Below are 26,156 nucleotides of genomic sequence, written 5' to 3'. Positions count from 1 at the left end.
GCCCGGCATCACCCGGCGCAAGATGCGCTTCGGCTGGGCCTATTTCGATCCCGATGGCGCACGGATCACCGACCGGGACGAGATCGACCGGCTGAACGCCATCGGCCTGCCGCCGGCGTATCGTGACGCGTGGTTCTGCCCCGACCCGGACGGGCACATCCAGGCAGTCGGCTGGGACGAGAAGGGCCGCAAACAATATCGCTATCACGCCGATTTCCGCGCCGCGCGGGAGGACGAGAAATACAATCTGTGCGCCGCTTTCGGCCGTGCGCTGCCGAAGCTGCGCGAGCGGGTCGAGGCCGATCTGCGCCAGCGCGGCCACAGCAAGGAAAAGACGATTGCCGCGATCGTGAAGCTGCTCGACATCGGGCATCTGAGGGTCGGGAACGAGATCTACGCCAAGAGCAACAAGAGCTTCGGCGCGACCACGCTGCGCGATCGGCACGCGAAGATCCGCGGAAGTACGCTGAAGCTCCAGTATCGCGCGAAATCGGGCAAGCTGAAGACGCTGACGATCAATGACGGCAGCCTCGCGCGCTTCGTGAAGAAATGCCAGGATCTGCCGGGCCAGAAGCTGTTCCAGTACGTCGACGCCGATGGATCGCCGCGGCCGGTCACCTCGTCGGACGTCAACGCCTATATCAAGGAAGCGATGGGCGAGGCGTTCACCGCCAAGCACTTCCGCACCTGGGGTGCGAGCGCGATCGCCTTCGAGGCACTGGCGCAGGCGAAACAGGACCTGAGCCTCAAGACGCTGCTAGCCCCGGTGACGGAGCGGCTCGGCAATACGCCGGCGATCGCGCGGAAATCCTATGTCCATCCGGCACTGATCGCGCTGGTGAAGGATGGTCAGGCGGCTTTTCGTGCGGCACTGAACCTGCCGCGCTCGACAAGGTGGCTGAGCCGGGCGGAACGCGGCCTCATTGCGTTCCTTGAAACCGGTGAGTCGGAAGGCGAGCGAAAAGCGGCGTAGAAGAGGTATATGGCAGCCAAGAACAAGACCGATCCCCTGCCGAACATTTCGGCGGATGAGATCCAGCATCAGGTTCACACCTTCTGGACCTCCAGCGCAGAGTGGATCGGCGATCACTGGCTGCAAGTGGCCATTGCGATTGCGGTAGGCACAGGCGTCGCGCTCGCGCTGTTGTGGCTGCGCAGCCTTGGCCCGCGGCTGGCGCATCGGTCCGCCTCCGGCGCCGGATGGTCGGCGATCCTCGGACGCGCGATCCAGCGCACCGGCACCTTCTTCATCATCATGGTCGCGGCGAAGCTGGTCTCCGGATACACCGATCCGCCGCTGATCGTCACCAAGACGATCGATTTCCTGTTCACGCTGGCGGCCGTCTTCCAGGCGGCGATCTGGGCGCGCGAGCTGATCCTGGGCGCGATCGAGCATCGCACCAAGTCCGAGAATTACTCAGGCGAGGCGCTGATGAACGCCATGGGCCTGATCCGCCTGCTGGTGACGATCGTCGTGTTCGCGATCGCGCTGGTGGTGGTGCTCGACAACCTTGGCGTGAACGTCACCGGCCTTGTCGCAGGTCTGGGCGTGGGCGGTATCGCGATCGGTCTCGCGGCGCAGGGGATCTTTGCGGATTTGTTCGCGGCGCTGGCGATCATCTTCGACCGCCCGTTCCGGCGCGGCGATTCTATCAGTTACGACAGCAGTTCGGGGACGGTCGAGGAGATCGGTCTCAAGTCAACGCGGGTGCGCGGGATCAACGGCGAAGAGCGCGTCATCTCGAACAAGAACTTGCTCGACAAGGAAATCATCAACAATTCGCAGCGCGATCGACGTCGCACAAAGCTGGCGATCGGCGTTGCTTATGAGACCAATCCCGACCTGCTTGATCGACTGCCTCAGATCTTGCGCGAGGTGGTCGAACAACAGGACGAAGTGTTCGTACGTTGCGGATTCGTGCAGTTCGGCGCGTCGTCGGTCGATTTCGAGCTGGAATTCGATACGTCGCATGCCGATTACCAGAAGGCCTATGACGCGCGGACCAAGGTGGGATTGGCGGTTTTCCGCCGTTTAGGCGCGGAAGGGATCAGCATCCCCTATCCGACGCAGACCACCTTCACCGCCGCGCCGGACGGCCGGCTGGTGCTGCCTTACCCCGATGTTTTGCCGGTCAAAGATGTGGGCCAGATGGCGCGGCATGGCGAACAAAGTGCATGAATGGCGGATCATGGCAGCATGATGTGCAGCAGGTGCAGCGCCTCGGTTTCCTTGTGAACCCCAAGTTTGGCGAACAGCGCCCTCAAGTGACTGCGCAGCGTTTCGCGGGTGATGCCACGCTGGGCGCAGATCGCCGCGCGGCCATGGCCGGCGCGAAGCAGCAGCGCGACCTCCGCTTCCGCGGTCGTCAACCCATGATGATCGCGTAGGAAGGCGATATCCGCCGCGGCGCTGCCGCCGCCGGGGCGGTTGACCACTAGGATCGCGAAGGGCGCGAAGCCCATGTTCCATTCGCGAGCCGGGAGACGATGGAGCTTCAGCACCATCATCCCCGCGCCGGTGCGCACGATGACATTGCCGAGCAAGGTGCGCTGCGCGGCGACCGCATTGCTGGCGGACGCCAGGCGCCGATCATCGGCCTGGACCGGCAATGTCACGCGGCCGCCCTCGAGCCGCATGACGCCGTCGCGCAGCAAGGCCTCCGCCGGGCGCGTCATGGCGTGGACGGTCATCCGCTGATCGAGCACGAAACAGGCGATATCCATCGCCTCGAAACTTCCGGCGATCAGCTGGTGCGCCTCCTGCTCGAGCGAGGTCTGCAGCGCAGTGGCGGCGGCGGCACTGTCGACGGCGCGGGCGAAGATATCGATCGCCTCGGGCGTCGTCGGCCCGGTGCGGTGCGAGCGCAGCAATGCAAAGCCGATCAGACCGCGATCATCGACCCGCACGTTCGTCTGGCAGCCGAACAGGATATCGAGATCGCGGCATAGATCGAGATAGCGATCGTCCCGCAGCAGGGGCGTCACCGCCTGATAGCGATCCTCGCGGATGATCTGGCCGACGGGCGCATCGAAGCCAGCGGCGACGCGAAAGTTCGTGTCGGGCGAGACCATGCCGTCGGCGTCGGCAAGCTGCCGCTCCGCTTCCGTCAGGCCGTTGGCCCAGTTGAAGCCGAGCGAATAGCCGGGGCCGATGCCGATCAGCTGGGCGTGATCGGAACCCGTCGCGTCGGCGAGAAGTTCGAGTGCATCGATCCAGCGCTGCGGCTGAACTGCCGCGGCGAGGAATGTATCAGTGATCGCGTTCCACTGCCCCACAAGCGCTCCGCCCGAATGTCTTGCGTTACCGCAAGAAACGACGCAGCGCCAGTAAGACGAGTTGCTTAGCGGCGTCCGAACATCTTGTTCATGAAAGCATCCGCCGCCTGGCCGAACGCCTCCGCAACTTGATCAAGATTGGCAGTGCCGCCCTGACCTGGTTGCTGAGGATTGTTGTTATGACAGGCGGCGGGCTGGGCATCGGCGGCGGCGGCCTGCGACGGCCTGGCCGCACCACGCGCCTGCTTCGCCGCGACGGCGGCCGCGGCCGACGCCGCCATGGCAACGCCCGAGGCGAGCGCCTGGCGACCGGCAGGCGTGTTGACCTTCTCGATCAGCGCCTCGCCCGCACGGCGTGCTTCCTTCGGCACCTTCACCCCCCCGATTTCCTTGGGGATGCGGAAACCCTTCTTGCCCTTCTTCGCCATAGCGGTCCTGTCCATGAGGTGTGTCGCGGATATAATACACGCAGGCAAAGCTTCAATACGGGCGCGTCAATAGTCCCGCACCTTGCCGCGCCCGGCCTTCACCGCGCTGCGGCCCTTCTTCTCGTCCACCCGCTTCGCCTTGGCGGCGCGAGACGGCTTGGTCTTCACCCGGCGCGCCTCCCGCTCCTCGGCCTTCGCGAGCAGCTCGGCCAGCCGCGCGCGGGCATCGGCGCGGTTGCTTTCCTGCGTCCGATAGCGGCGCGCGGTGATGACCAATGTGCCGGATGATGTGAGCCGTGACCCCGCCAGCAGCTTCAGCCGGCGGAAGGTTTCGGGATGAAGGCCAAGCTTGAAGACATCCACCCGCAGCTGGCAGGCGGTGGCGACCTTGTTGACGTTCTGTCCGCCGGGGCCGGTCGCGGCGAGGAAGCGTTCCTCGATCGCGTCCTCCGGCACCTCAGCCATCGGCGCCCGGCGCCGCGACGTCTGCTTCCGAGAAGCCGACTTCGGAGAAGCGCGGCGGCCAGGGCGCCTCGGCGCTGACATCGGGCTTGCCCGGACGCGGCACGATCAGCGTCGCCGCGTGCAGCATCATGCCGGCCTTGTGCGCGCGGCCGTAGACGGGATCGCCGACCACCGGAACGCCAAGCCCCTCCAGCGCATGGACGCGGATCTGGTGCGTGCGGCCGGTGGCAGGGCGGAATTCGACCAGCGCGCGATCGTCGCGCACCTTGAGCAGGCGCCACGCGGTGCGCGCGGATTTGCCCGCGGCATCGCGCGTCATCCGCCAGCCGCGCTCGGCACTGGAGATCTTGCCGAGCGGGAAATCGATTTCGCCGCCTTCGCCTTCCGGCACGCCATCGAGGATCGCGAGGTAACGCTTCGTCACCTGCCCTGCCTCGAACGCCTGCTGCAGCCGGGCGTGCGCCTTGGGATTGCGCGACAGGAGCAGGCAGCCGCTGGTGTCGCGGTCGAGGCGATGCACCGGCTGCGGCCAGCGGCGGAAGCCGAAGGTGAGGTTCGCCATGTGATTCTCGAGGCTGATCGAGCCATCACGCGGCCGATCGACCGGCAAGCCCGCCGGCTTGTCGATCACCAGCGCTTCGCCGTCGAGGAAGAGTACCCGGTCACCTATCATGCGCCCGCCCTTGCCATCGTGGGGCGCCGGAGGCCAGAGAGGGTGTCGATGCGCCACCTGTTTCTTGCCCTGATCGCGGTTGCCGCACCGGCCCAGGCGCAATTGTGCGACGGCGCGAACGTCGCGATCGGCAAGGACGGCCGCGCACTCGGGCACCTGCCCTATGGCGATGCCGCGCCGGGGGCACTGGTGAGCGCGCCCACGGGCCTTTCGATCTATGGCTGCCAGCTGCGCCCCGAGGCGATGGCGGACCTGCAGAGATTGCTGGCGGCGGCGCAGGGCGACCCGGCCGTGCAGGGGCAGCTTTATGCCCTGTCCTGCCATCGTTCGATCGAGCGGCAACAGGCGACCTTTTGCCGGACGAGGCTGAGCGCGAGTGGCGAGGATCGCGCGATCTCCGCCGCGCCGCCGGGGCATAGCGAACACGCCACGGGCTATGCGCTGGATTTCACGGTGCGGCCCGCCAATGGCTGCCCGGATGCCGAGGCGTGCATGGCGGCGAAGCCCGCGTTTCGCTGGCTGGCGAAGAACGCGCCGCGCTTCGGCTTCGAAATGTCCTTCCCGCCGGGGAACAAGCAGAATGTGAAGTGGGAGCCGTGGCATTGGCGCTGGGTGGGCGCAAATGCGAATGTGCCCGGCGCGCAGCGGGCGCGGTTCCTGTTCCGCCGCGCGCGGGCGGAGTTTCCCGCCGATCCGGCGATCGACCCGGTTATGCCGAAGGTGACGCCGCCGCCGGCGGTGCAGACGATCGCGCCGCCTCCGCCGGAAACCCGCAAGCAGCGGCGGGAGCGGGAACGGCGCGAGCGGCAGGAAGAGAAAGCGCGGCGCAAGGCGCAGCGCGGGTAGGCCAAGCCGGGTCCCCGCGCCGGCTGCCACCCCGGCATCGTACCCGGGGTGGCGGGGTTCGCGATCAGCCCTTCAGCTTGGCGGCCGTCTCGGCAATGCGCTTGCCCTGGTAGCGGGCGCCGCCAAGGTCGATCTCGCTCGGCTGGCGGCTGCCGTCCCCGCCGGCGAGCGTGGTGGCGCCATAAGGCGAGCCGCCGTGGATCGCCTCCATGTTCATCTGCGCCTGATAGCCATAGTCGAGGCCGATCACCGTCATGCCGAAATGCAGCAAATTGGTGATGATCGAGAATAGGGTGACTTCCTGGCCGCCATGCTGGGTAGCGGTGGAGGTGAAGGCACCGCCGACCTTGCCGTTCAGCGCACCCTTTGCCCACAGGCCGCCGGCCTGATCGAGGAACGCGGCCATCTGGCTGGGCATGCGGCCGAAGCGGGTCGGCGCGCCGATGATGATCGCATCATAATCGGCCAGCGCATTCACGCTTTCGATCTCCGGGTGGGAATTGTCGACGCGGAAGCCCGCGGCCTCCGCCACTTCCTTCGGCGCCGTTTCGGGCACGCGGCGCACATCGACCTCGGCGCCGCCGGCCCGCGCGCCCTCGGCGATGGCATCGGCCATGGTGGCAAGGTGGCCGTAGGACGAATAATAAAGGACAAGAACCTTCGTCATGATGTGTCTCCAATGGCGCCCCTGCCGCGTGCGGGAGGGATCGGGGTTGGGGGCCTGTCACCAGACCCGGTAAACACGCGGGGGAGGATTTCGCCTCCCCCGCCCCTTCCGCCCACGCGGAAGGGCGTGCAGGTCACTCGGCGTCGACGAGAACCAGTTCGGCCTCTTCGGTTGCCGCAATCGTGTACGTACCGCCGACCAGCGCCGCGCCATCACGGGTGTTGATGGCCTCGCCGTCGATGGTGATCGCGCCCGTCGCCGGGACGAGATAGGCGTGCCGCCCCTCGCCCACGGTGTAGGTGACGGTCTCGCCAGCCTTCAGCGTGGCGCCCATCACCCGCGCATCCGCGCGGATCGGCAGCGCCTCGGCATCCTCGGCAAAGCCGCTGGCGAGCACCACGAAGCGGCCGGAGCGATCGCCCTTGGGGAAGGGCTTGGCGCCCCACGCCGGGCTGCCGCCCTTCGCACGCGGCTCGATCCAGATCTGGAAGAGCGTGGTGGTCTCGTCCTCCAGATTATATTCCGCGTGGCGAACGCCCGTGCCGGCGCTCATCACCTGCACATCGCCAGCGCCGGTGCGGCCCTTGTTGCCCATCGAATCCTGGTGGGTGACGGCGCCGGTACGGACATAGGTGATGATCTCCATGTCGCGGTGCGGGTGCGGCGGGAAACCGGTCTGCGGGGCGATCTTGTCATCGTTCCAGACGCGGATTGCGCCCCAGCATGCGGGCGGGATCATAGTAATTGGCGAAGCTGAAATGATGCCGCGCGTCCAGCCAGCCATGATCGGCGTGGCCGAGGCTTTCGAAGGGGCGGCGATCGATGCGGGAGCGGGTGTCGGTCATGAAAACCTCCGTTGTTGAGGCGGAGATAAGATGAAGCGCGGGTCGCGAAAACCGAAACGATTGAAACGGATTGTTTCAGATGATACGCCAGCATCATGCGGCTGCCTGATCTTGAAGCCTGGGCGATCTTCGCCACCGTTGCCGAGCATCGCTCGTTCACCGCTGCGGCGGACGCGCTGGGGCTGAGCAAGGCGACCGTCTCCAAGGCCGTGTCTCGGCTGGAGGCGGATCTTGGCCAGTCGCTGTTCCATCGTACGTCGCGGCGCCTGTCATTGACCGAGGCGGGGCGGCCGCTGGCCGAACATGCCGCGCTGATCCTAGCCTCCGCGCAGGCGGCGGAGGAAGCGGCGCGCGATGCGGCGAGCGCGCCGGCGGGGCGGATCCGGCTGGCCGCGCCGATGACCTTCGGCGTTTCGCATGTCGCGCCGCTGCTGGCGGAGTTCCTGGCGGCACATCCGGGGATCGAGGTGGAGTTGAACCTCTCCGACGCACGTGTGGACATCGTCGCCGAGGGGTTCGACGTCGCGCTGCGCATCGCGGAATTGCCGGACAGCTCGCTGCGCGCGCGGCGGCTGTGCTCGATCAATTCCTACCTTGTCGCGGCGCCCGCCTATCTGGAGCGTCACGGCACGCCGACGCATCCCGGGCAGCTGGGGGACCACGCGCTGCTCGGCTATACCAACGTCTCCGGCCCGTGGCGCTTTCGGGGGCCCGAGGGGACTGAGGTTTCGGTGAAGGCGCAGGGGCCGATCGCGGCGAACAGCGGCGAGGCGCTGATGCCGGCGCTGACCGGCGGGCTGGGCATCGCGCGGCTGCCCGCGTTCATCCTGGGCGATACGATGGAAACGGGCGCGGTGGTCGAGATCCTGCCGGATTGGCGGCCGGCGCCGGTCGGCCTGCACCTGCTGACGCCGCCGAGCCCGCTGCGCCCCGCGCGGGTCGAGGCGCTGATCGCCTTCCTGTCAGAACGGCTGCGCGATTGATCGAGATCGTTGTGCGCTTTCCAAGAGGCGCTACCCCGCGGGCATGACCGGAAAAGCCGCCATCCTCATCATCGACGTGCTCAACACCTTCGATTTCGACGGCGGGGACGCGTTGAAGCAGGCGGCCGCGGCGATGATCGATCCGATCACGTCGCTGCGCGAGCAGGCCGCCGCGGCGGACGTGCCGGTGATCTTCGTCAACGACAATTACGGCCGCTGGCGCGACGAGTGGAGCGACCTCATCGGCTGGATCCGCGAAGGCAAGGGGGCGCAGATCGCACAGGCGCTGGCACCCACGCCTGAGGATTATTTCGTCATCAAGCCCGAATCCTCCGGCTTCTACGCCACCACCTTGCCTGCGCTGCTGCCGCGGCTGGGGATCACGCGGCTGGTGATCTGCGGGCTGGCGGCGGACATCTGCGTGCTGTTCACCGCCGCGGACGGGCATATGCGCGAATATGACCTGTGGGTGCCGGCGGACGCGACCGGCGCGCAGGAGCCGCAGCGTGCGCGCTGGGCGATCGAGCTGATGGCGAACGGCATGAGCGCCAACACCAGCCCGACGGGCAAACTCACGCTCGCCGACTGGCTGGCGATGAAGCCCAAGGTGGGGATGGGCAGCGACGCCGATTGATCTGTTGCAACATCGGGAATTCTGCCACGTTCGTCGGTGATGAACCGGCTTGCCCCCGATGACGACGACGCGCGGTTCATCCGCCGGCTGTTCCTGATCCTTGTCGTCGGGGCGCTGGCCGCGGCGCTCTACTTCATGGGCGACCTGCTGATCCTCGCCTTCGGATCGATCCTGGGTGCGATCGTCATCCATGCGATCGCCGAGATCTACGAGAAGCGGTTGCGCATGCCGCAAAAGGCGGCGCTGGGCACCGCGATCATCACGATCCTGGCGATCATGGGGCTGCTGGGCTGGCTGTTCGGCGTCGAGTTTCGCACTCAGGTCAACGTGCTGGTGACCGAGCTGCCGGGCATCCTGGACGAGATCGGCGGACAGATGTCGCAATCGCCGGTCGGCGCGAAGGTGGTCGACGCCGTGCGCGCGGCCTTCGCCGGCAGCCGGATCGCGCAGGACATCGGCGGGCTGGCGGAAGGCGCCGGCGCGTTCGTGCTGAACGCCCTGCTGGTGCTGGTTGGCGCGATCTTCTTCGCGGTCGATCCCAAGATCTACGAGCGCGGCTTCCTGCTGCTGATGCCGCCGTCAAAGCGCGCCGTGGTGGAGGATGCGCTGCTCGACACCGCTTCCACGCTGCGGCTGTGGCTGCGCGCACAGCTGATCCAGATGACGACCATGGGGCTGCTGATCGGGGTTGGCCTGTGGTGGATCGGCGTCCCCTCCTCGCCGGCGCTTGGCCTCCTCACCGGCATCAGCGAGTTCATCCCTTATGTCGGCCCGCTCGCGGCGATGATCCCGGCGCTTGGCCTCGCCGCCACCAAGTCCGTCAGCCACGTGCTGTGGACGCTGGGCGTGTTTGCGATCGTCCGGGTGATCCAGACCAATTTCATCACGCCCTATGTAACCAGCCGGGTGATCGCCATTCCGCCCGCCGTGACGCTGTTCGCGATCCTGGGCATCGGTGCCGTATTCGGACTTTTCGGCCTGTTCTTCTCGGCTGCGTTGCTGGTGGTGATCTATACCCTGATCCGCAGCCTGTACCTGCGCGACACATTGGGCGAGGATATTCCCAGAAGCCGTCACCGATCACTGTTCACGGCCGACGGCACCGAGCGCGACTCGGCAGTTAAGCTGGATTAATTCCTAATTAACCTTTTGCGTTCATTCCTCGTGTGGTTAATGAATCGGTTGGGGCGCGGCGGTGTTGCCGCGGCGCTCGCAAACGGGGGAACGACTCATGCGAGTGCTGCTGATCGAGGACGAGCCGACGACCGCCAAGGCGATCGATCTGATGCTGTCCGCCGAAGGCTTCAACGTCTACCAGACCGATCTGGGCGAGGAAGGCTTGGATCTTGGCAAGCTGTATGATTACGACATCATCCTGCTCGATCTGAACTTGCCGGACATGCACGGCTATGACGTGCTGAAGAAGCTGCGCGTCGCGCGCGTCTCGACGCCGGTGCTGATCCTGTCGGGCGTGAGCGAGATGGATTCGAAGGTGCGCAGCTTCGGCTTCGGCGCCGACGATTACGTCACCAAGCCGTTCCACCGCGAGGAACTGGTGGCGCGCATCCATGCCGTCGTGCGCCGATCGAAGGGCCACTCGCAGTCGGTGATCAAGACCGGCAAGCTCTCGGTGAACCTCGATGCCAAGACCGTCGAAGTCGATGGCGCGCGCGTTCACCTGACGGGCAAGGAATATGCGATGCTGGAGCTGCTGTCGCTCCGCAAGGGCACGACGCTGACCAAGGAGATGTTCCTGAACCATCTCTATGGCGGCATGGACGAGCCCGAACTGAAGATCATCGACGTCTTCATCTGCAAGCTGCGCAAAAAGCTGAGCATGGCGTGCGAAGGCGAGAATTACATCGAGACGGTGTGGGGCCGCGGCTATGTGCTGCGTGAACCCGACGAGGTGACCGCCAAGGTCGCCTGACATCACGAGTTTACCGGCTCCCGCGTAAGGGGAGTGGGCCGCGGCATCGGGGGGTGCCGCGGCCCTTCTGCTTTATGGCGCGCCTACCTAAGCCTGGCGCCGCGCCACCAGCCCTTGCAGATGATCGCGCAAGGCAAAAGCATTCGCCTCCCAAGTGAACCCTTCCGCAAAGCGGCGCACATCGGCCGCTGCGGGCGGCGCGGCCAGCACATCATGGATGGCGGCGGCGAAGGCGGCGGCGTCGCGCGGCACGATGCGCCCCGCGACCGGCCCGGTCACCAGTTCGGCGGCGCCGCCGGCACCGGTGATCACCACCGGCGTGCCGCAGGCGAGCGCCTCGACCCAGGCATTGGCAAGCCCTTCGGACGCGGAGGCGAGCGCCATCGCGTCCGCCCCGGCGATCAGCGCCGGCAGCTCGCCATGCGGCACCGCGCCGAGCAGACGGATGCGATCCGCCGCGTTATGCCGGGCAATCGCCGCCTGTAGCGCGGCGCGCTCCGGCCCCTCCCCTGCGATCAGCAGCGAGACGCCTGGCAGGCGCGCCACCGCGTCGATCACCACGTCATGCCCCTTGCGCGGGATGAGCGCGCCGACCGAGATCACCAGGGGCCCGCTGATCCCCAGTGTCGCCTTAGCGGCGGCGCGATCGACCGGGGCGAAACGGGTGAGATCGACGCCGGTATGGTGGACGCGGACCTTGCCGGCAGGAATTCCGATCGCGGCCATGTCGTCGCGCATCGCGGCGGAGACGGCGAGCAGGCCCTCGGCCCCCTGCCCGGCCGCGAGCACCTGGCGCGCCGTGCCTGCCGCGTGGCCCCAGTGATGGATGTCCGCACCGCGCGCCTTGATCGAGACGGGCACGCCGAACCGCCGCCCGAGCGCAACTGCCGCGGGACCATCGGGGAAGAAGAAGGACGCGTCGATCACGTCGAACGGAAAGTCCGCGCCCAGCCGGCGAAGCACGGGCTCGAGCGTGCGCACCAGCGCCGGGGCATGGAACCGACCGCCCATTCCCGGCCAGACGGTGAAGCGCGGACGCTGGACCTCAAGTCCCTTCCATGTTTCGGCACGCGGCACCGTGGCGAGCGGGCGATAATGCGCGTGGCGCCTAAGCGGCCACGGCGGCAGGCCGATCGGCGCCACCACCCGCACCTCCACATCCGGCAGCGCGGCAAGGCCGATCGTCTGCCGTTCGACGAACACGCCGAAATTGGGGCGGCTCTCGTCCGGGAACAGCGTGGAAAGCGTCAGCACGCGAAGCATCGGCCACCCCCTAGTTCCGACAGGTTAAGGCGACGCTTCCGCCAGACGGAGCAGCGCCACGCGGCCATCCTAGCCTCGCTTCGCCCGCCCTGCTAATCAGCAACCATGGGTCATGCGCACCACGGCCACGGGCACCACCATGGGGATCACCACGGAGGCCACGATCATGGCCACCATCATCACCCCGCGCCGCCCGCGACCTGGGATCGCGCCTTCGCGATCGGCATCTCGCTCAACCTCGTCTATGTCGTGGCGGAGGCATCGGCCGGGCTGTGGACCGGTTCCGTCGCGCTGCTTGCCGACGCCGGGCACAATCTGTCCGATGTGCTTGGCCTGGCGGTGGCCTGGGCCGGGGCGGTGCTTGCCCGCACCCCGCCGTCGAAGCGCTTCACGTACGGCCTGAAAGGATCGACGATCCTCGCCGCGCTGGCGAACGCGGTGCTGCTGCTGGTGGCGATCGGCGCCATTTCCGTGGAGGCAGTGAACCGTTTCGGGGAGCCGGCGACCGTACCGGGGCTGACCGTTTCTGCGGTGGCGGCGGTCGGCATCCTGATCAACGGGGTGACGGCGTGGCTGTTCGCGCGCGGGCGAAAGGGCGACGTGAACATCCGCGGTGCCTATCTGCACATGCTGGCCGATGCGGCGGTTTCCGCCGGCGTGGTGCTGGCGGGCATCGGCATCTGGCTGACGGGCGCATCGTGGATCGATCCCGTCGTCAGCCTCGCCATCGCGGCGCTGATCTTCTGGCAGACGTGGGGGCTGCTGCGCGAGACGGTGGAGATGAGCCTTGCCGCCGTGCCGCGGGCCATCGATTACGATCGCGTGCGCGCGGCGCTCGCCGGCCTGCCGGGCGTGGCGGCGATCCACGATCTTCATATCTGGCCGATGTCCACCACCGAGCCGGTGCTGACGGCGCATCTGCTGATGCCGGGCGGCCACCCGGGAGATGCGTTTCTGCAATCGGCGCAGGACATGCTGCACCATGATTTCGGCATCGGCCATGCGATGCTGCAGGTGGAGACCGGCGACGGCGCCTGCGTCCTGGAGCCGGCGGAGGCGATCTAGCCGGGTTTAGGTGCCACTCCGGAGTTGATCCGGGTGCCGCTGGATTGTCGGTGGTGTGAGCAGAAGCGGACCCCGGCTCGGGGCCGGGGTGACGACAGGTATCGGCGCCGCTCAGTAGACTCGTGCGATGGCGAATTCGACTGCCTCGATCATCGCGTCCTTGGCCTTGCCGCTGGCGAAGGGGCCAAGCGCGTCGATCGCGCGCTGGCCGTAATGGCGTGCGCGGGCGATCGTGTCGTCGACGGCGCGGGTGGCGCGGACCAGCTCGATCGCATGGGCGAAATCCGCGTCCGTGTCGCGCCGGCCCTCGACCGCATCCTTCCAGAACTTGCGTTCCTCTTCGCTGCCGCGCGCATACGCCAGGATCACCGGCAGGGTCATCTTGCCCTCGCGGAAATCGTCGCCCGCGTCCTTGCCCATCGTGCCCGCGTCCGACGTATAGTCGATCGCATCGTCGACCAGCTGGAAGGCGATGCCGAGGTTACGGCCGTAGGCGTCGAGCGCCACTTCCTCCGACTCCGGTCGCTCGGCCACCACCGCGGCGATGCGGCAGGCGGCGGCGAACAGCGCCGCGGTCTTGGCGTTGATGATCTCGAGATAGCGATCCTCCGCCGTATCGACGCGGCGCGCGGCGGTGAGCTGATGCACCTCGCCCTCCGCGATCACGGCGCTGGCGTTGGACAGGATCTTCAGCACCTTGAGGCTGCCGTCCTCCACCATCAGCTCGAAGCTGCGCGAGAACAGGAAATCGCCGACCAGCACGCTCGCCGGATTGCCCCAGATGATGTTCGCGGTGCGCTTGCCGCGGCGAAGATCGGACCCGTCGACCACGTCGTCGTGCAGCAGCGTCGCGGTGTGGATGAACTCGACCGCGGCGGCCAGCCGGTGATGGCGCGTGCCGGAATAGCCGAGCAGCTTGGCGCTCGCGAGCGTCAGCATCGGGCGCATGCGCTTGCCCCCGCCGGCGATCAGGTGACCGGCCAGTTCGGGAATCAGCGGGATCTGTGACTGCATGCGATCGAGGATCGCGGCATTCACAAGGTTCATGTCGCCAGCGACGAGCTGGATCATCGGATCAAGCGACGGCTGGCGGCCGGCGAGGCGGTGGATGGTGGCGCTCATCTGCAAGTGCCTCTACGGACGCGGGCGCAAGGCCGCAACCGCGGGATAGTGGGAGGACGCGAATGCCGGACGAGGTGCTGAGGGGTTATCGCAAGAGCATCGACAATATCGACGCGGCACTCGTTTGCCTGCTCGCCGAACGATTCAAGGTGACGCAGGCGGTGGGGCGCTACAAAGCCGAATCGGGGCTGCCCCCGGCCGATCCGGGCCGCGAGGAAGCACAGATCGCGCGGTTGCGCGCGCTGGCCGAGGAAGCCGAGCTCGATCCCGAATTCAGCGAGAAGTTCCTGCGTTTCATCATCGACGAGGTGATCCGCCACCACGAGCGGCTCCGCGGCTGATCATCGGGTAGCAGCGGATCAGGAACACCAGGGACGGCGGCGGCCTTCCCAGGGGCGCGCCAGCCCTTCCTCGATCAGCGTATCGCCGAGCGACTGGCCGTCACGCGTGACGATCGCGAGGCGGCGGCCGTAGCGATCGGTCGGGCGATCGGCATCGGCCAGCGTGACAGGGCCGGCGTTGAGCAATTCCTGCAACCGACGCGTCGCCTGTTCCCCCAGCGCCGCCTCCTCAGGACAGCGTGGCGGGTGGGTTTCGGGCGTGTCGATATCGGCAAGCCGCACCTTTTCGCCGCCGATCCAGATCGTGTCGCCATCCACCACGCAATTCTCGCCGCCGCCGGTGTGGCAAAGCGCGAAGTGGCGCGTCGTGGCTGCAGTGGCCGTGCCGGGCGCCGGCGTGTCGGCGACGAAAGAGACGCCGGCGGCGAGGCCGGTCGCGATCGCCAGCGCCAGCATTGCGGCGAACGGCAGCTTGCGCCGCCGACGCGGCCTAGGCCAGAAGCTGATCGGCGCAGGTGCGCGCCGGCGGGCGGCGGTGCGGTGGAACGAGCGGTCGTGGCGCATCGGCCAAGTCTGTGCCCGCCACCGGTAAGCGACCGATCAATCATCATCGTTAACAGGCGGCGCGGCGCCGCGGGATGATGGCCGCGGCGCCGCGTCGATGCATTATTTGCCGGTGAACTTCGCCGGGCGCTTTTCGAGGAAGCTCGCCATGCCCTCGCGGAAATCCTGGCTCTGGAACAAGGGCAGCAGCTGCAGATAGACGTGCTGCACATGGGTATCGAAGGTTTCTTCCATCCCCATGCGCATCAGCCGCTTGGCGCCCTGCACCGCCATCGGGGCGTTGGCCGCGATCTCCAGCGCCAGCGCGCGCGCGCGCGCGGCGACCTGATCGGCCGGCACGACTTCGTTGACGAGCCGTTCCTTGAGGCAATCCTCCGCCGACAGTGTGCGGCCGGTGAAGACGATCTCCGCCGCCTTGGCCCACCCGATCATGCGCGGCAGGAACCAGGTGCCGCCTGATTCGGGCAAAACGCCGCGCTTCACGAAGGCGGCGGCGAGCTTCGCTTCCGAGGCCATGACGCGGATGTCGCACCCGAGCGCCAGGTCCATGCCATAGCCCGCGGCCGAGCCGTTGAGCGCAGCGATCACCGGCTTGTCGAGCGCGTGGAGCACGGTGGGGGGCGTGTTGCGAAGGTCGATTGTCGCGCCGAAGGTGGCCGACGAAGATCCGATCCCCTCCCCCTTCGAGGCGGCGTTGAGATCGAGCCCGGCGCAGAAGGCGCGGCCGGTGCCGGTCAGCACGATCACGCGCACGTCGCGATCCTCGCCCGCCTTCACCAGCAGGCGGGTAAGCTCGTCCAGCATCGGGCCGGAGATGGTGTTCATCCGGTCCGGGCGGTTCAGCGTCAGCGTGGCGACGCCTTCGGAGACTTCGTAGGTTACGTCTTCGCTCATTCTTCCTCTCCCCTCACGCGGGCCGCGGCAGGCGCGCGACCGTCGCTTCATATTCCGCCATCGTCTCGTCGAAGATCTGCGCGACCGGCTTCACCTCGCGGATGCGCCCCGCCACTTGCCCGGTGAGCGCAATGCCCGCCTCCAGGTCGCCGCCGAAATAGACCGCCTGCGTATCGGCGAATTCGCCGAAGATGTTGGGCGTGCCCTCCTTCTCGATCCGCGTCGTGCGCTCGGTGCGCAGCGCGCGGAGCGCGGGGCCGGGGCCGCTGCGGTTGAGGAACACGGTGTCGGTCGAATCCGCCTCGACGATCGCCGTCTTCCAATTCTCGTGCACCGGGCTTTCGGCCGACGAGAGGATGCGCGTGCCCATCAGCACGCCCTCGGCGCCGAGCGCGAACGCGGCGGCCATGGTACGCCCGTCCATGATGCCGCCGGCGGCGACGACCGGGACGTCGACCGCCTCGACCACTTGCGGCACCAGCACCATGGTGGAGACGTCCTTGGCGTTCTTGAACCCGCCGCCCTCACCGCCCTCGACGATCAGGCCGTCGACACCGGCCTCGACCGCGCGCAGCGCGCCGGCCAGGCTCGGGACGACGTGAAATACGGTGAGGCCCGCGGCCTTCAGCATGCCGGTATATTTCATCGGGTCACCCGCCGAGGTGGTGACGAAGCGGATGCCCTGATCGATCACGAACTGGATGATGCCCGGATCGCGCACGAATGCCTGGGCGACGTTCACGCCGAACGGTTTGTCGGTCAGTTGCCGCATCTTGAGGATCTCGTCGCGCACCGCGTCGAGTTCACCCGACGACGTCTCGATGATCCCCATCCCGCCGGCGTTCGACACGGCCGACGACAAATGCGACCGCGCGATCCAGCCCATCGCTGCCTGGATGATCGGCTTCTCGATCCCGAGCATCTCGGTGACGCGCGTCTTCAGCGCCATTTCCCTCTCCCGCAATTGCGATTCGAAGATCGGGTTCGCACGAGCAGCGCCTTGGCGCCAGCCCCTTTCAAACAGTGAGTGCGAGCAGCGCGAAGGTCGCCAGCCAGTGCGTCCCCATGTAATCGTCCGCGAGATGCGGCAGGCTGGCGGCGAGGTGATCGTCCGCCGCTTCGCGTGCGACCGGCGCGATCGGGTGCGCCGGCAGCGCGGCTGCGATCGAGCGCCAGCACCATGCGCGACTGAGGTTCAGCCCGTCGAGATGCGCGATCTTCCCGTCGCTGCGATCGGACACGGTGGCGGGCGTGAACAGGCTCTGCGGGCGACCGGCGACGGCGTCCGGCAGGAAGACGTCGAACCAGCCCGCGAAGCCGTCGCCGAGCACGCGGCTCATCAGCAGCGCCTCGCACAGGGCGGAGGAGAGGAACTCGTCGCCGCCCGGCTCCCATGCCTGGCAGCCGCGATCCTCGCCGAACCAGTCGCGCGCGCGCGCGTCGATCAGCGTCACCAGCGCGGGATCATGATCGAGCGCCCAGTCACGTGCCAAGGTCAGCGCGAAGGCGGTGTTGTAGTGGGTGCCGACGCGGATCGGATAGGTGAGCTTGGGCAAATGCTGGTGGAAGCGTTCGGCAAAGGCGCGCGCGAGTGGTTCGAGCGCCGCGCCCCAGGCCGCGTCATGCCGCACCGCCTCGCCATGCAGTGCCAGGACCCAGGCCCAGCCGTACGGCCGTTCGAACCCAGCCGCATAGGGTCGCGCCAGCACCGCCAGCTCGCCAGCGACTTTCTCCGGCACCAGCATCTCGTTGGCGCGGCGGCCAATCTGCGCGGCTTCGGGCAGATCGGGGAACAGCCGTGCGATCGTCAGCAGCTGCCACCAGCCATGGACGCAGCTGTGCCAATCGAAGCTGCCGTGGAAGATCGGGTGAATCTCATGCGGTTCGCGCAGATCCTCCGGCCCAGTCAGCACCTGATCAAGCTTGAAGGGATAACGCTGCCCGACATGGCCCAGCGTGAGCCGGGCAAAGCCGGCGGCGACATCGGGCGTCAGGGTCATGCAACGATCCACCACAACAAAAGCACATTGAACACGAGCAGCGACAGCGCTGTGGGCACCTGCGCGCGGATCACGCCGTTGCGATCCTTCAGCTCAAGAAGCGCGGCGGGGACGAGATTGAAGTTCGCCGCCATCGGCGTCATCAGCGTGCCGCAGAAGCCTGCCAGCATGCCAACCGCCGCGACCGGCGCGGGATCCGCGCCATAGGCCTGCACCAGCAGCGGAATGCCGACCGCCGCGGCCATCACCGGGAAGGCGGCAAAGGCATTGCCCATCACCATCGTGAACAGCGCCATGCCAAGCCCGAAGGCGAGCACCGCGCCAAGCACGCTGCCGGTGGGTATGGCGACGCCGATGAGCCGGCCGACCACCTCGCCGACACCCGCCAGCGCAAACACAGCGCCGAGGCTCGCGAGCATCTGCGGCAGCACCGCGGCCCAGCCGATATCGTCCATCAAAGCACGGCCAGCGCGGAACGGCTCGCCGGGCGCCGGCCGGAGCCAGGCGTAGCAAAGTGCAAGCGCCAGCAGCACGCCCGCCGCCAGCGCCACCAAGGTCGCCTGCTTGCCGTCGAACACCGCCGGGAATTGCTTGAAGACGAAGGTGCCGATCAGCGCCGTCGCCGGGATCACCAATGCGGGCACGAACACCATCGCGCCGCGCGCTGCTGGCTCGCCCGTCGGCACGCGCCGCTTCATCCGCCCGCTCGCGGCGATCGCCACCAGCGCCAGGACGAGCACGCCATTGCCAATGTCGCCCAGCCAGTCGCCGACGAGGAAGCTCGTTGCCACCAGCGCGTAGAAGCCGGTATTGGCCCAGCGCCGCTCGGCGAGCGAGAGGATCGCGAAGGCGAGGAACGTCAGCCCAGCGACGAGATAGACGAAGTTCAGCCCGATCATGCGCGGCGCGCCTTGCGATCGAGCAGCCACAGCCGCGTGCCATGGATGGCGAAGGCGGCGATCGCGGTGGGGATCGCCCAGACCGACATGTGCAGCGGCTCGACGAAGATGCCGTAGCCCTCCAGCACGCCCTTCATCAGCAGGATCGATCCGATCGCGATGAAGATGTCCTCGCCGAAGAACAGCCCGATATTGTCGGTGGCGGCGGCCATCGCCTTCACCTTTTCGGGATCATGCGCCTCCCCCGCCGCCGCCTCCGCCATCGGGGCGATCAGCGGGCGGACGGTCTGCGCGGGCCCGGCGACGGAGGTAAGACCAAGCGCGGCAGTGATCTGGCGGAACGCGAGATAGGCGATCAGCAGCCGCCCGGTCGTCAGCCCCTTCAGCCCGCCCACCAAAGCACGCGCGCGCGCCTGCAGGCCATTGCGCTCCAGCAGGCCGATCACGGGGAGCACGATATAGATGGCGGTGACATAGCGGGTATCGTTGAACGCCTTGCCGAATGCAGCGAGGATGGCGAGCGGATCGATCCCTGCGGCAAGGCCGGTGACGAGCGCGGAGGCGGCGATCACCAGCATCGGGTTGAAGCGCAACAGGAAGCCGAGCGCGATGATCGCGATGCCGGCAAGGACGAGCATCAGGCGCCCTCCCGCGCATCAGTTCGCCGCCGCCCCGGGCGCCGCCATGTCATGGAAACCATCCGCCGATCTGTGCGGCAGCGGCGGTGCGCGGACAAGCCCGAAGCGGCGAGGTGGTTCGGCGCAATCGTGCGTATCGGCGACATTCAGCGATCCACTGGACGTTATGGCTGGCGAGACCGGTTCGACAGGAAATGCCCGGTTGCGGGTTTGTGGCCCACGACAGACTGGTGCGCGCTCGACGCATTTTCGGCTGGTTCTTCGTGAAAGCGTTGAACAATCAATGCCGCGCAGGCACCCCGCTGCAATGCGGTATGACCTAGCGGTTTTCGACTTCGACGGCACTCTTGCGGACACGACAGACTGGTTCTTCGGCTGCCTGAACGAGGTAGCTGACAAGTACGAGTTCAGGAAAACGACTGATGGCGAGCGCCAAGTACTTAGGCGGCTCGCAAGTCGCGAGATCATCAAACAACTCGGAGTGCCAATGTGGAGGATGCCGGCCATCGCGCGACACATGCGCAGAAGGGCGTCCGCCAACGTTGAATCGTTCCGGCTGTTTCCCGGAATCGATGCGCAGCTAGCGCTACTTCACGAAAGCGGCATGCGAATTGCCGTCGTCAGTTCAAATGCCGAGAGCAATGTCCGCGCTGTTCTAGGTCCGACGCTTTCGACGCAAATGAGCCTGTTAAGCTGCGGCTCCAGCATGTTCGGCAAGGCGGCCAAGCTGCGGGGTGCGATGAAGAAAGTCGGCGTCACGCGCGAGAGAACGATCTATGTGGGTGATGAGGCGCGAGATATCGAAGCCGCACATCAGGCCGGCATCGCCTCGGCTGCCGTTACTTGGGGCTATGCGCACCATGAAGCACTTGATCGCGAGCAACCAACCCTGATGCTCAACAGTGTCTCGGCGCTTCGCAAACTGCTCGACTGATGTTCACGCAAACAGGGGCCGCGCGCAGGTCTGATTTCCGACTAACCGAGACCTTCAAGACCGCGACGAAGCCGAGCAGTCAGCGTCTGAACGCCCGGCGCAGCGCGGCGATGCGGGATTGATTGGCCTCGCGCGTGATCGCTGCGTCGGGTGCGCCGTCGAAGCCGTGGATGGCGCCGGGCCAGATGTGGAACTCCGACGCCACGCCGGCGGTGAGGAGGCGCTGGGCGTAGGCGATATTCTCGTCGCGGAAGAGATCGAGGCTGCCGGTCGCGATATAGGTGGGCGGCAGGCCGGCGAGGCTCTCCGCGCGCGCCGCGGCGGCATAGGGTGAGACGCCCTCCCCGCCCGGTTCACGCCCAAGCATCGCCCGCCAGGCGAAGCGGTTGCTGTCGCGGTTCCAGATGAACTCGCCCGTCAGCGGATCGCCGTCGATCACGCCGGTGCGGTCGTCGATCATCGGGTACAGGAGGTGCTGGAACGCGAGGCGATGTTCGCCGCGGTCGCGTGCGAGCAGCGCCACTGCGGCGGCCAGCCCGCCGCCGGCGCTCTCGCCCATCACGCCGATCTGCGTCGGGTCTATGCCAAGCCGCCCGGCATTGGCGAAGGTCCAGGCAAGGCCGGCGTAGCAATCCTCGACCGGGCCGGGGAACGGTGTCTCGGGCGCGAGGCGATAGTCGACTGAGACGATGACGCAGCCTAGCGCGGCAACCATCGGGCGCAGCCGCGCGGCGCTGCCCTCCGGCGTGCCGAGCACGAAGCCGCCGCCGTGCATGTGGCAGATGCCGCCGGCATTCGGCACCGGCGCGGCCGGGCGGAAGATGACGAGGCCGAGATCCGGAGCGCCGGCCGGGCCGGGCACGGTGATCCGTTCCATCATCACGCCGTCATCGTCGGCGGGCGGCGGCTGGGCGGGCCAGCTGCGCGCCTGCTCCAGCACCTCTGCCGACATGGTCACCGAAGGCCACAGGTCGAGCAGCGGCAGCAGTTCGGGATCGACCAGATGCCGCGTGCTCATGACGCCGTCTCCTGTAGCTGCTGCGTCCTTATGCCGGCTGGAGCAGGCCTTCGCGGGCGATCTTCTCGCGCCACACGAGCGGGGCGAGCTGGTGGACGTTGTTGCCTTCGCTGTCGACCGCGACGGTGACCGGGAAGTCCTCCACCTCGAACTCGTAGATCGCCTCCATCCCGAGATCCTCGAAGCCCACGACCTTCGATCCCTTGATCGCGCGGGCGACGAGGTACGCCGCGCCGCCGACCGCCATCAGATAGGCGCTCTTGGCGTCCTTGATCGCATCGGTCGCCGCCGGCCCGCGCTCGGCCTTGCCGACCATCGCGAGCAGGCCCTGGTCGAGCATCATGCGGGTGAACTTGTCCATCCGCGTCGCGGTGGTGGGGCCGGCCGGGCCGACCACTTCCTCGCCGACCGGATCGACCGGGCCGACGTAATAGATCACGCGGCCCTTGAACTCGACCGGCAGCTCCTCGCCGGCGTCGAGCATGTCCTTGATCCGCTTGTGCGCGGCGTCACGCCCGGTCAGCATCTTGCCGTTCAGCAGCAGGCGATCGCCCTGCTTCCACGAGCGGACCATCTCCGGCGTCAGCGTGTCGAGGTCGACCCGGATCGCGGCCTTGTCCGGCGTCCAGTTGACCTTCGGCCATTCATCCAGCTTCGGCGTCTCGAGATATGCCGGGCCGCTGCCGTCGAGCGTGAAATGCGCGTGGCGGGTGGCGGCGCAGTTGGGGATCATCGCCACCGGCTTGCCCGCGGCGTGGCACGGCGCGTCCAGGATCTTCACGTCGAGGATGGTCGACAGCCCGCCGAGGCCCTGCGCCCCGATGCCGAGCGCGTTGACCTTGTCGAAGATCTCGATGCGCAGCGCCTCGATGTCGTTCTTGGGCCCGCGCGCCTTCAGCGGGCCCATGTCGATCGGCTCCATCAGCGCCTTCTTGGCGAGGAGCACGCAATGTTCCGCCGTGCCGCCGATGCCGATGCCGAGCATCCCCGGCGGGCACCAGCCGGCGCCCATCTGCGGCAGCATTTCCAGCACCCAGTCGACGATCGAATCGCTGGGGTTCATCATCTTGAACTTGGACTTGTTCTCGCTGCCGCCGCCCTTGGCCGCGACGTCGACCGAGACCTTGCTGCCCGGTACCATCTCGACATGGAGGACGCAGGGCGTGTTGTCCCTGGTGTTGCGGCGGGTGAAGGCGGGATCGGCGAGAACCGAGGCGCGCAGCTTGTTCTCCGGGTGGAGATACGCGCGCCGGACGCCTTCATCGACGATTTCCTGCATCGAGCGCGTCGTATCGTCGATGCGGCAGTCCATGCCCCATTTGACGAATACGTTGACGATGCCGGTGTCCTGGCAGATCGGCCGGTGGCCTTCCGCGCACATCCGCGAATTGGTCAGGATCTGCGCGATCGCATCCTTCGCAGCCGGGCCCTGCTCCGCCTCATAGGCGTCGCCAAGCGCGCGGATGTAATCCATCGGGTGATAGTAGCTGATGAACTGGAGCGCATCGGCAACGCTCTCGATCAGGTCTGCGGCGCGGATCGTCGTGGTCATGACGCGCTGCACTATGGCGCGCTGGCGGCGAGTGCAACGGGGGCGTCGGGATGCGACGCGCGGCGGCTGCTAACTCTTTCCCAATCTTCTCAGTCTAGGGGCGTCTCATGGGATCGCTCCGTCGCCGTCTGTCTGCTTCCGCCACGCCGTCTCCCCGCCTCGCCGAGGCGCTGGGGCTGGTCGCCACTGAAGACGATGCGCTGCACGACGCCACCGAGGCCCGGCTGGGCGAGGTGGCGGCGCTGTGGCCGGTGGTGGTGGCGGTGCTACTCGTCTCCTCCGCCGCGCTGATCGGCACGATTCTGGCGTGGCACGAGCCGGTCGCCACCGTGTCGGGGCTGTGTGCCGCGTTGAGCGGCCTTGGCCTTGTCACCTGGGGACTGCTGGAGTTGCCGGCGGCGCGCAGCATGGCCCCGCACCGCCGCACGGTGATGCTCTGTGCGCTGGCGGCGCTGCTCGCGGTCGGCCTGTCGATCCAGCTCGACCTCGCGCCCGACCTGCCCAGCGCCTCGCTGCGAGTCGCCGGGTTCGTCGTCGGCTTCGGCGTCATCATCCTCAGCGCGATCGCGCTTCACGCGGTTCGCCCGGCGAGCCTCGCCTTCGCCGGGACGCTGGCGCTGATGGTGCCCGTCACGTCCGGGATCAGCGTCGCGGCGGCGGCGGCGCTCATCCTCGCCGGCATGCTCGCGGTGGGCGTGGCGCGGGTCGCCCGGCGCGATCATGCGCAGCTTGGTGAGCGGGGCGAAAAGGAACAGGCGCAGCAGCTCGCCGCCCGGCTGGTGCGCGAATATGAAAGCCACGGCACCGGCTGGTTCTGGCAGACCGACCGTGCCGGCCATCTGACGTATCTTACCGACAAGGTCGCGCGCGAGCTTCAGGCGCTTGGCGTCACCCCGGTCGGCGAGCGGCTGGTCAACATCTTCCGCGTCGATTCGCAAATGGCGGATACCGAGCGGACGCTGACCTTCCACCTGTCCGCGCGCACCAGCTTCTCCGATTATTCGGTGCGCCCCGCCTTCCCCACCGAATCGGATCGCTGGTGGTCGATCTCCGGGCGCCCGATGCTGGACGATCTCGGCCGCTTCCAGGGCTTCATCGGTTCGGGATCGGACCTGACCGAAAAGCGCCGCGCCGAGGCGGAGATCACGCGGCTGGCGCTGTTCGACAGCCTCACCGGCCTTGCCAACCGCCAGCGCATGCGCCTGGCGCTCGAACAGACGCTGGCACCGAGCCAGGGCGTCCACACCACCACCGGTCTGTTCCTGCTCGATCTCGATCGCTTCAAGGCAGTGAACGACACGCTCGGCCACCAGATCGGCGACGAATTGCTGAAGCAGGTGGGCCAGCGGCTGCAGCGCAGCGTCGGCGACGCCGGGCTCGTCGGGCGGCTGGGCGGAGACGAATTCCAGGTCGTGCTGCCGCGCGAGGGCAATCGCGAGCAGCTCGGCAACCTGGCGCAGGAGATCATCGCCTCGCTGTCGCAGCCCTATTATGTGAAGGGTTCGTCGATCTCGATCGGCTGCTCGATCGGCGTTGCCATTGCGCCCGAGCATGGCGAGGACAGCGAGACGCTGATCCGCAACGCCGATCTGGCGCTCTACGCCGCGAAGGCTGACGGGCGCGGCGTCTATCGCTTCTACCGCGACGAGATGCTGGAGGGGGCGCAGAACCGCAAGCGGCTGGAGGACGACCTGCGCCAGGCGCTGTCCGGCAACGAATTGCAGCTGGCCTATCAGGCGGTGGTGTCGACCAAGACCGAGCGGATTGTCGGCTATGAGGCGCTGTTGCGGTGGAACCACCCGACGCGCGGCGCGGTGAGCCCGGCGGACTTCATCCCGGTGGCCGAGGAATGCGGGCTGATCGAGGCGATCGGCGAATGGGTGCTGCGCACCGCCTGCGCCGAGGCCGCGATGTGGCCCGAGAACGTGCGCGTCGCGGTCAACGTGTCGCCGATCCAGTTCGCGAACCCGGCGCTGCCCGCCATTGTCACCAGCGCGATCGCCTCGGCCGGCATCTCCGCCGCGCGGCTCGAGCTGGAGATCACCGAGGGGGTGTTCCTCAACGAGGACGCCTCGTCCGACAACATGTTCAAGGCGCTGAAGGGCATCGGCGTGCGCCTGGCGCTCGACGATTTCGGCACCGGCTATTCCTCGCTCGGCTATTTGAAGAAGGCGCCGTTCGACAAGATCAAGATCGACCAGAGCTTCGTGCGCGGTGCGATCCAGTCGGGCAACCGCAACGCCGCGATCATCAAGGCGATCGTCACGCTGGCAGATACGCTGGGCATGGAGACGACCGCCGAGGGCGTGGAGCAGCAGGACGAGATCGGGCTGATCCGCGATCTCGGCTGCAGCCATATCCAGGGGTACGTCTATGGGCGCCCCCAGCCGGCCGATGCCGTGATCGAGCAACTGCTGGCCGTGGGCGGCCAGGCAGCGCCGGTCGGCCCGCGGGTCAGCCGCGCCACGCGCGCCAAGATGCTGCGTTCGGCGCGACTGGAGATCGGCGACGAGACGGGCGAGGTGCGGATCCGCAACATCTCCTCCACCGGCGCGATGATCGACGGCGTCGAATTCCCGGAAGAAGCGATCGGCGTCGACGTGCAGATCGAGCTGCTGGAGAACCAGCTGTTCCCGGCGACGATCCGCTGGGCATCGGACGGCCGCGCGGGGCTGGAGTTCGCGCAGGACTTCAACCTCGACCGGCTGAACCAGCCTGCACCGAAGATGACCCGCAAGGCCGGCTGACCCGCCGGCCCGTCCACCGGATGGCGGGATGAAAACGGCCACCGCGGGCCTTCCGTGCGCAAGCGCGGCGAGGCGGAGTTTGTGCACCGATTTTTTTTCATTTCGGTTCTTCCGTCTTGCAATTCGCGAACCCCGCGGAAGTCCGCGCGTCGCGCCCCTGCCCCCTCGTCCATCCGCCTGCCCGGCACGACGAAACGTTGTTGCCGCCCTCTTGCCTCCCGATGAAGACTGCCACAATCTGTGGGGGTAAGCTTCAGGGGTGAACGCTAGAACTGGTAGAACAAGGGCTGCGACCCCATATCGCAGCTGCTGGCCGAGCGCCGTCTTCGCACAGGCGCGGTCACTTTTTGTTCTCACCCATCAGCGTCACGC

The 26,156-nt window shown here is 67.3% G+C and carries 26 protein-coding genes and 1 pseudogene; 11 read left to right on the top strand and 16 right to left on the bottom strand.

Annotation, left to right across the window (positions count from 1 at the left end; all coding sequences use genetic code 11):
- Positions 1-22 precede the first annotated feature (22 nt).
- A complete protein-coding gene (locus tag ACH0CP_RS08870) occupies positions 23-973 on the top strand; it encodes a DNA topoisomerase IB (protein WP_294442102.1) in 951 nt (316 codons plus the stop codon).
- A gap of 9 nt (positions 974-982) precedes the next feature.
- Positions 983-2,179, top strand: coding sequence for a mechanosensitive ion channel family protein (locus tag ACH0CP_RS08865; RefSeq protein WP_294442074.1), 1,197 nt, complete (start codon positions 983-985; stop codon positions 2,177-2,179).
- 8 nt (positions 2,180-2,187) lie between these two features.
- Here ACH0CP_RS08865 and ACH0CP_RS08860 read toward each other — a convergent pair whose 3' ends face one another.
- From ACH0CP_RS08860 to ACH0CP_RS08845, 4 genes are all read right to left on the bottom strand, one after another.
- Positions 2,188-3,276 carry a helix-turn-helix transcriptional regulator gene (locus ACH0CP_RS08860; RefSeq protein ID WP_294442073.1) on the bottom strand — a complete coding sequence of 363 codons (1,089 nt, stop codon included), beginning with the start codon at positions 3,274-3,276 and terminating at the stop codon, positions 2,188-2,190.
- A 65-nt stretch (positions 3,277-3,341) separates the two neighbouring features.
- On the bottom strand, positions 3,342-3,719 hold the full coding sequence (locus tag ACH0CP_RS08855; RefSeq protein WP_294442072.1) for a hypothetical protein: 378 nt from the start codon (positions 3,717-3,719) through the stop codon (positions 3,342-3,344).
- Positions 3,720-3,770: 51 nt separating this feature from the next.
- A complete protein-coding gene (gene arfB / locus ACH0CP_RS08850; protein WP_294442071.1) occupies positions 3,771-4,169 on the bottom strand; it encodes an alternative ribosome rescue aminoacyl-tRNA hydrolase ArfB in 399 nt (132 codons plus the stop codon).
- Positions 4,162-4,842, bottom strand: a complete 681-nt coding sequence (locus tag ACH0CP_RS08845) for an RluA family pseudouridine synthase (protein WP_294442070.1) — start codon at positions 4,840-4,842, stop codon at positions 4,162-4,164. Before ACH0CP_RS08845 ends, arfB begins: the two co-directional genes overlap by 8 nt.
- 48 nt (positions 4,843-4,890) lie before the next feature.
- On the opposite strand from ACH0CP_RS08845, the gene ACH0CP_RS08840 reads away from it, so the two are divergent.
- A complete protein-coding gene (locus ACH0CP_RS08840) occupies positions 4,891-5,688 on the top strand; it encodes a M15 family metallopeptidase (RefSeq protein WP_294442069.1) in 798 nt (265 codons plus the stop codon).
- A 64-nt stretch (positions 5,689-5,752) separates the two neighbouring features.
- On the opposite strand, the gene wrbA is transcribed toward ACH0CP_RS08840, so the two are convergent.
- Entirely contained in the window at positions 5,753-6,355 is a 603-nt protein-coding gene (gene wrbA / locus ACH0CP_RS08835) for an NAD(P)H:quinone oxidoreductase (RefSeq protein WP_294442068.1), read from the bottom strand.
- Positions 6,356-6,488: 133 nt separating this feature from the next.
- Positions 6,489-7,200 (bottom strand): annotated as a pseudogene (locus ACH0CP_RS08830) (pirin family protein).
- Positions 7,201-7,295: 95 nt separating this feature from the next.
- Between ACH0CP_RS08830 and ACH0CP_RS08825 the strand changes: the two are divergent.
- From ACH0CP_RS08825 to ctrA, 4 genes are all read left to right on the top strand, one after another.
- Complete coding sequence (locus ACH0CP_RS08825; protein WP_294442066.1) at positions 7,296-8,183, top strand: LysR family transcriptional regulator; 888 nt, start codon at positions 7,296-7,298, stop codon at positions 8,181-8,183.
- A gap of 43 nt (positions 8,184-8,226) precedes the next feature.
- Positions 8,227-8,817 (top strand): cysteine hydrolase family protein, encoded by a 591-nt coding sequence (locus ACH0CP_RS08820; protein ID WP_294442065.1) that lies wholly within the window; start codon positions 8,227-8,229, stop codon positions 8,815-8,817.
- A gap of 39 nt (positions 8,818-8,856) precedes the next feature.
- On the top strand, positions 8,857-9,951 hold the full coding sequence (locus ACH0CP_RS08815; protein ID WP_294442064.1) for an AI-2E family transporter: 1,095 nt from the start codon (positions 8,857-8,859) through the stop codon (positions 9,949-9,951).
- A gap of 97 nt (positions 9,952-10,048) precedes the next feature.
- Entirely contained in the window at positions 10,049-10,747 is a 699-nt protein-coding gene (gene ctrA / locus ACH0CP_RS08810; RefSeq protein ID WP_294442063.1) for a response regulator transcription factor CtrA, read from the top strand.
- Positions 10,748-10,834: 87 nt separating this feature from the next.
- Here the strand turns inward: ctrA and ACH0CP_RS08805 are convergent, their stop codons facing one another.
- Positions 10,835-12,010, bottom strand: coding sequence for a glycosyltransferase (locus ACH0CP_RS08805; protein ID WP_294442062.1), 1,176 nt, complete (start codon positions 12,008-12,010; stop codon positions 10,835-10,837).
- Positions 12,011-12,115: 105 nt separating this feature from the next.
- Here ACH0CP_RS08805 and ACH0CP_RS08800 point away from each other — a divergent pair, with 105 nt between their 5' ends.
- Positions 12,116-13,075 (top strand): cation diffusion facilitator family transporter, encoded by a 960-nt coding sequence (locus ACH0CP_RS08800; RefSeq protein WP_406888511.1) that lies wholly within the window; start codon positions 12,116-12,118, stop codon positions 13,073-13,075.
- A 111-nt stretch (positions 13,076-13,186) separates the two neighbouring features.
- Here the strand turns inward: ACH0CP_RS08800 and ACH0CP_RS08795 are convergent, their stop codons facing one another.
- Positions 13,187-14,197: a polyprenyl synthetase family protein gene (locus tag ACH0CP_RS08795; protein WP_294442060.1), complete on the bottom strand. Its 1,011-nt coding sequence runs from the start codon at positions 14,195-14,197 to the stop codon at positions 13,187-13,189.
- A gap of 62 nt (positions 14,198-14,259) precedes the next feature.
- Between ACH0CP_RS08795 and ACH0CP_RS08790 the strand changes: the two genes are divergently transcribed.
- Positions 14,260-14,538: a chorismate mutase gene (locus ACH0CP_RS08790; protein WP_294442059.1), complete on the top strand. Its 279-nt coding sequence runs from the start codon at positions 14,260-14,262 to the stop codon at positions 14,536-14,538.
- A gap of 18 nt (positions 14,539-14,556) precedes the next feature.
- Here ACH0CP_RS08790 and ACH0CP_RS08785 read toward each other — a convergent pair whose 3' ends face one another.
- The 6 genes from ACH0CP_RS08785 to ACH0CP_RS08760 form a co-directional block, all read right to left on the bottom strand.
- On the bottom strand, positions 14,557-15,102 hold the full coding sequence (locus ACH0CP_RS08785; RefSeq protein WP_294442058.1) for a thermonuclease family protein: 546 nt from the start codon (positions 15,100-15,102) through the stop codon (positions 14,557-14,559).
- Positions 15,103-15,204: 102 nt separating this feature from the next.
- The gene (locus ACH0CP_RS08780) at positions 15,205-15,996 is read right to left on the bottom strand and encodes an enoyl-CoA hydratase/isomerase family protein (protein WP_294442057.1); all 792 of its coding nucleotides are present in this window, start codon (positions 15,994-15,996) and stop codon (positions 15,205-15,207) included.
- A 13-nt stretch (positions 15,997-16,009) separates the two neighbouring features.
- Positions 16,010-16,960, bottom strand: coding sequence for a nitronate monooxygenase family protein (locus ACH0CP_RS08775; protein ID WP_294442056.1), 951 nt, complete (start codon positions 16,958-16,960; stop codon positions 16,010-16,012).
- A 52-nt stretch (positions 16,961-17,012) separates the two neighbouring features.
- The gene (locus ACH0CP_RS08770; protein ID WP_294442055.1) at positions 17,013-17,996 is read right to left on the bottom strand and encodes a DUF2891 domain-containing protein; all 984 of its coding nucleotides are present in this window, start codon (positions 17,994-17,996) and stop codon (positions 17,013-17,015) included.
- On the bottom strand, positions 17,993-18,895 hold the full coding sequence (locus tag ACH0CP_RS08765) for a DUF979 domain-containing protein (protein WP_406875670.1): 903 nt from the start codon (positions 18,893-18,895) through the stop codon (positions 17,993-17,995). Before ACH0CP_RS08765 ends, ACH0CP_RS08770 begins: the two co-directional genes overlap by 4 nt.
- Positions 18,892-19,533 (bottom strand): DUF969 domain-containing protein, encoded by a 642-nt coding sequence (locus ACH0CP_RS08760; protein WP_294442053.1) that lies wholly within the window; start codon positions 19,531-19,533, stop codon positions 18,892-18,894. Before ACH0CP_RS08760 ends, ACH0CP_RS08765 begins: the two co-directional genes overlap by 4 nt.
- Between ACH0CP_RS08760 and ACH0CP_RS08755 the strand changes: the two genes are divergently transcribed.
- Positions 19,505-20,467 carry an HAD hydrolase-like protein gene (locus ACH0CP_RS08755; RefSeq protein ID WP_294442052.1) on the top strand — a complete coding sequence of 321 codons (963 nt, stop codon included), beginning with the start codon at positions 19,505-19,507 and terminating at the stop codon, positions 20,465-20,467. The two genes, ACH0CP_RS08760 and ACH0CP_RS08755, sit on opposite strands and share 29 nt — an antisense overlap.
- Positions 20,468-20,546: 79 nt before the next feature.
- Here ACH0CP_RS08755 and ACH0CP_RS08750 read toward each other — a convergent pair whose 3' ends face one another.
- Positions 20,547-21,485, bottom strand: a complete 939-nt coding sequence (locus tag ACH0CP_RS08750) for an alpha/beta hydrolase (RefSeq protein WP_294442051.1) — start codon at positions 21,483-21,485, stop codon at positions 20,547-20,549.
- A 28-nt stretch (positions 21,486-21,513) separates the two neighbouring features.
- Positions 21,514-23,037, bottom strand: a complete 1,524-nt coding sequence (locus ACH0CP_RS08745) for a fumarate hydratase (RefSeq protein WP_294442050.1) — start codon at positions 23,035-23,037, stop codon at positions 21,514-21,516.
- A 107-nt stretch (positions 23,038-23,144) separates the two neighbouring features.
- On the opposite strand from ACH0CP_RS08745, the gene ACH0CP_RS08740 reads away from it, so the two are divergent.
- Complete coding sequence (locus tag ACH0CP_RS08740) at positions 23,145-25,784, top strand: EAL domain-containing protein (protein ID WP_294442049.1); 2,640 nt, start codon at positions 23,145-23,147, stop codon at positions 25,782-25,784.
- Positions 25,785-26,156: the final 372 nt, after the last annotated feature.

The organism is Sphingomonas sp. 179-I 2A4 NHS, from assembly GCF_045369135.1.
In the GTDB taxonomy this organism is placed as follows: domain Bacteria; phylum Pseudomonadota; class Alphaproteobacteria; order Sphingomonadales; family Sphingomonadaceae; genus Sphingomonas.
This window is presented reverse-complemented; position numbering and strand designations above follow the sequence as displayed.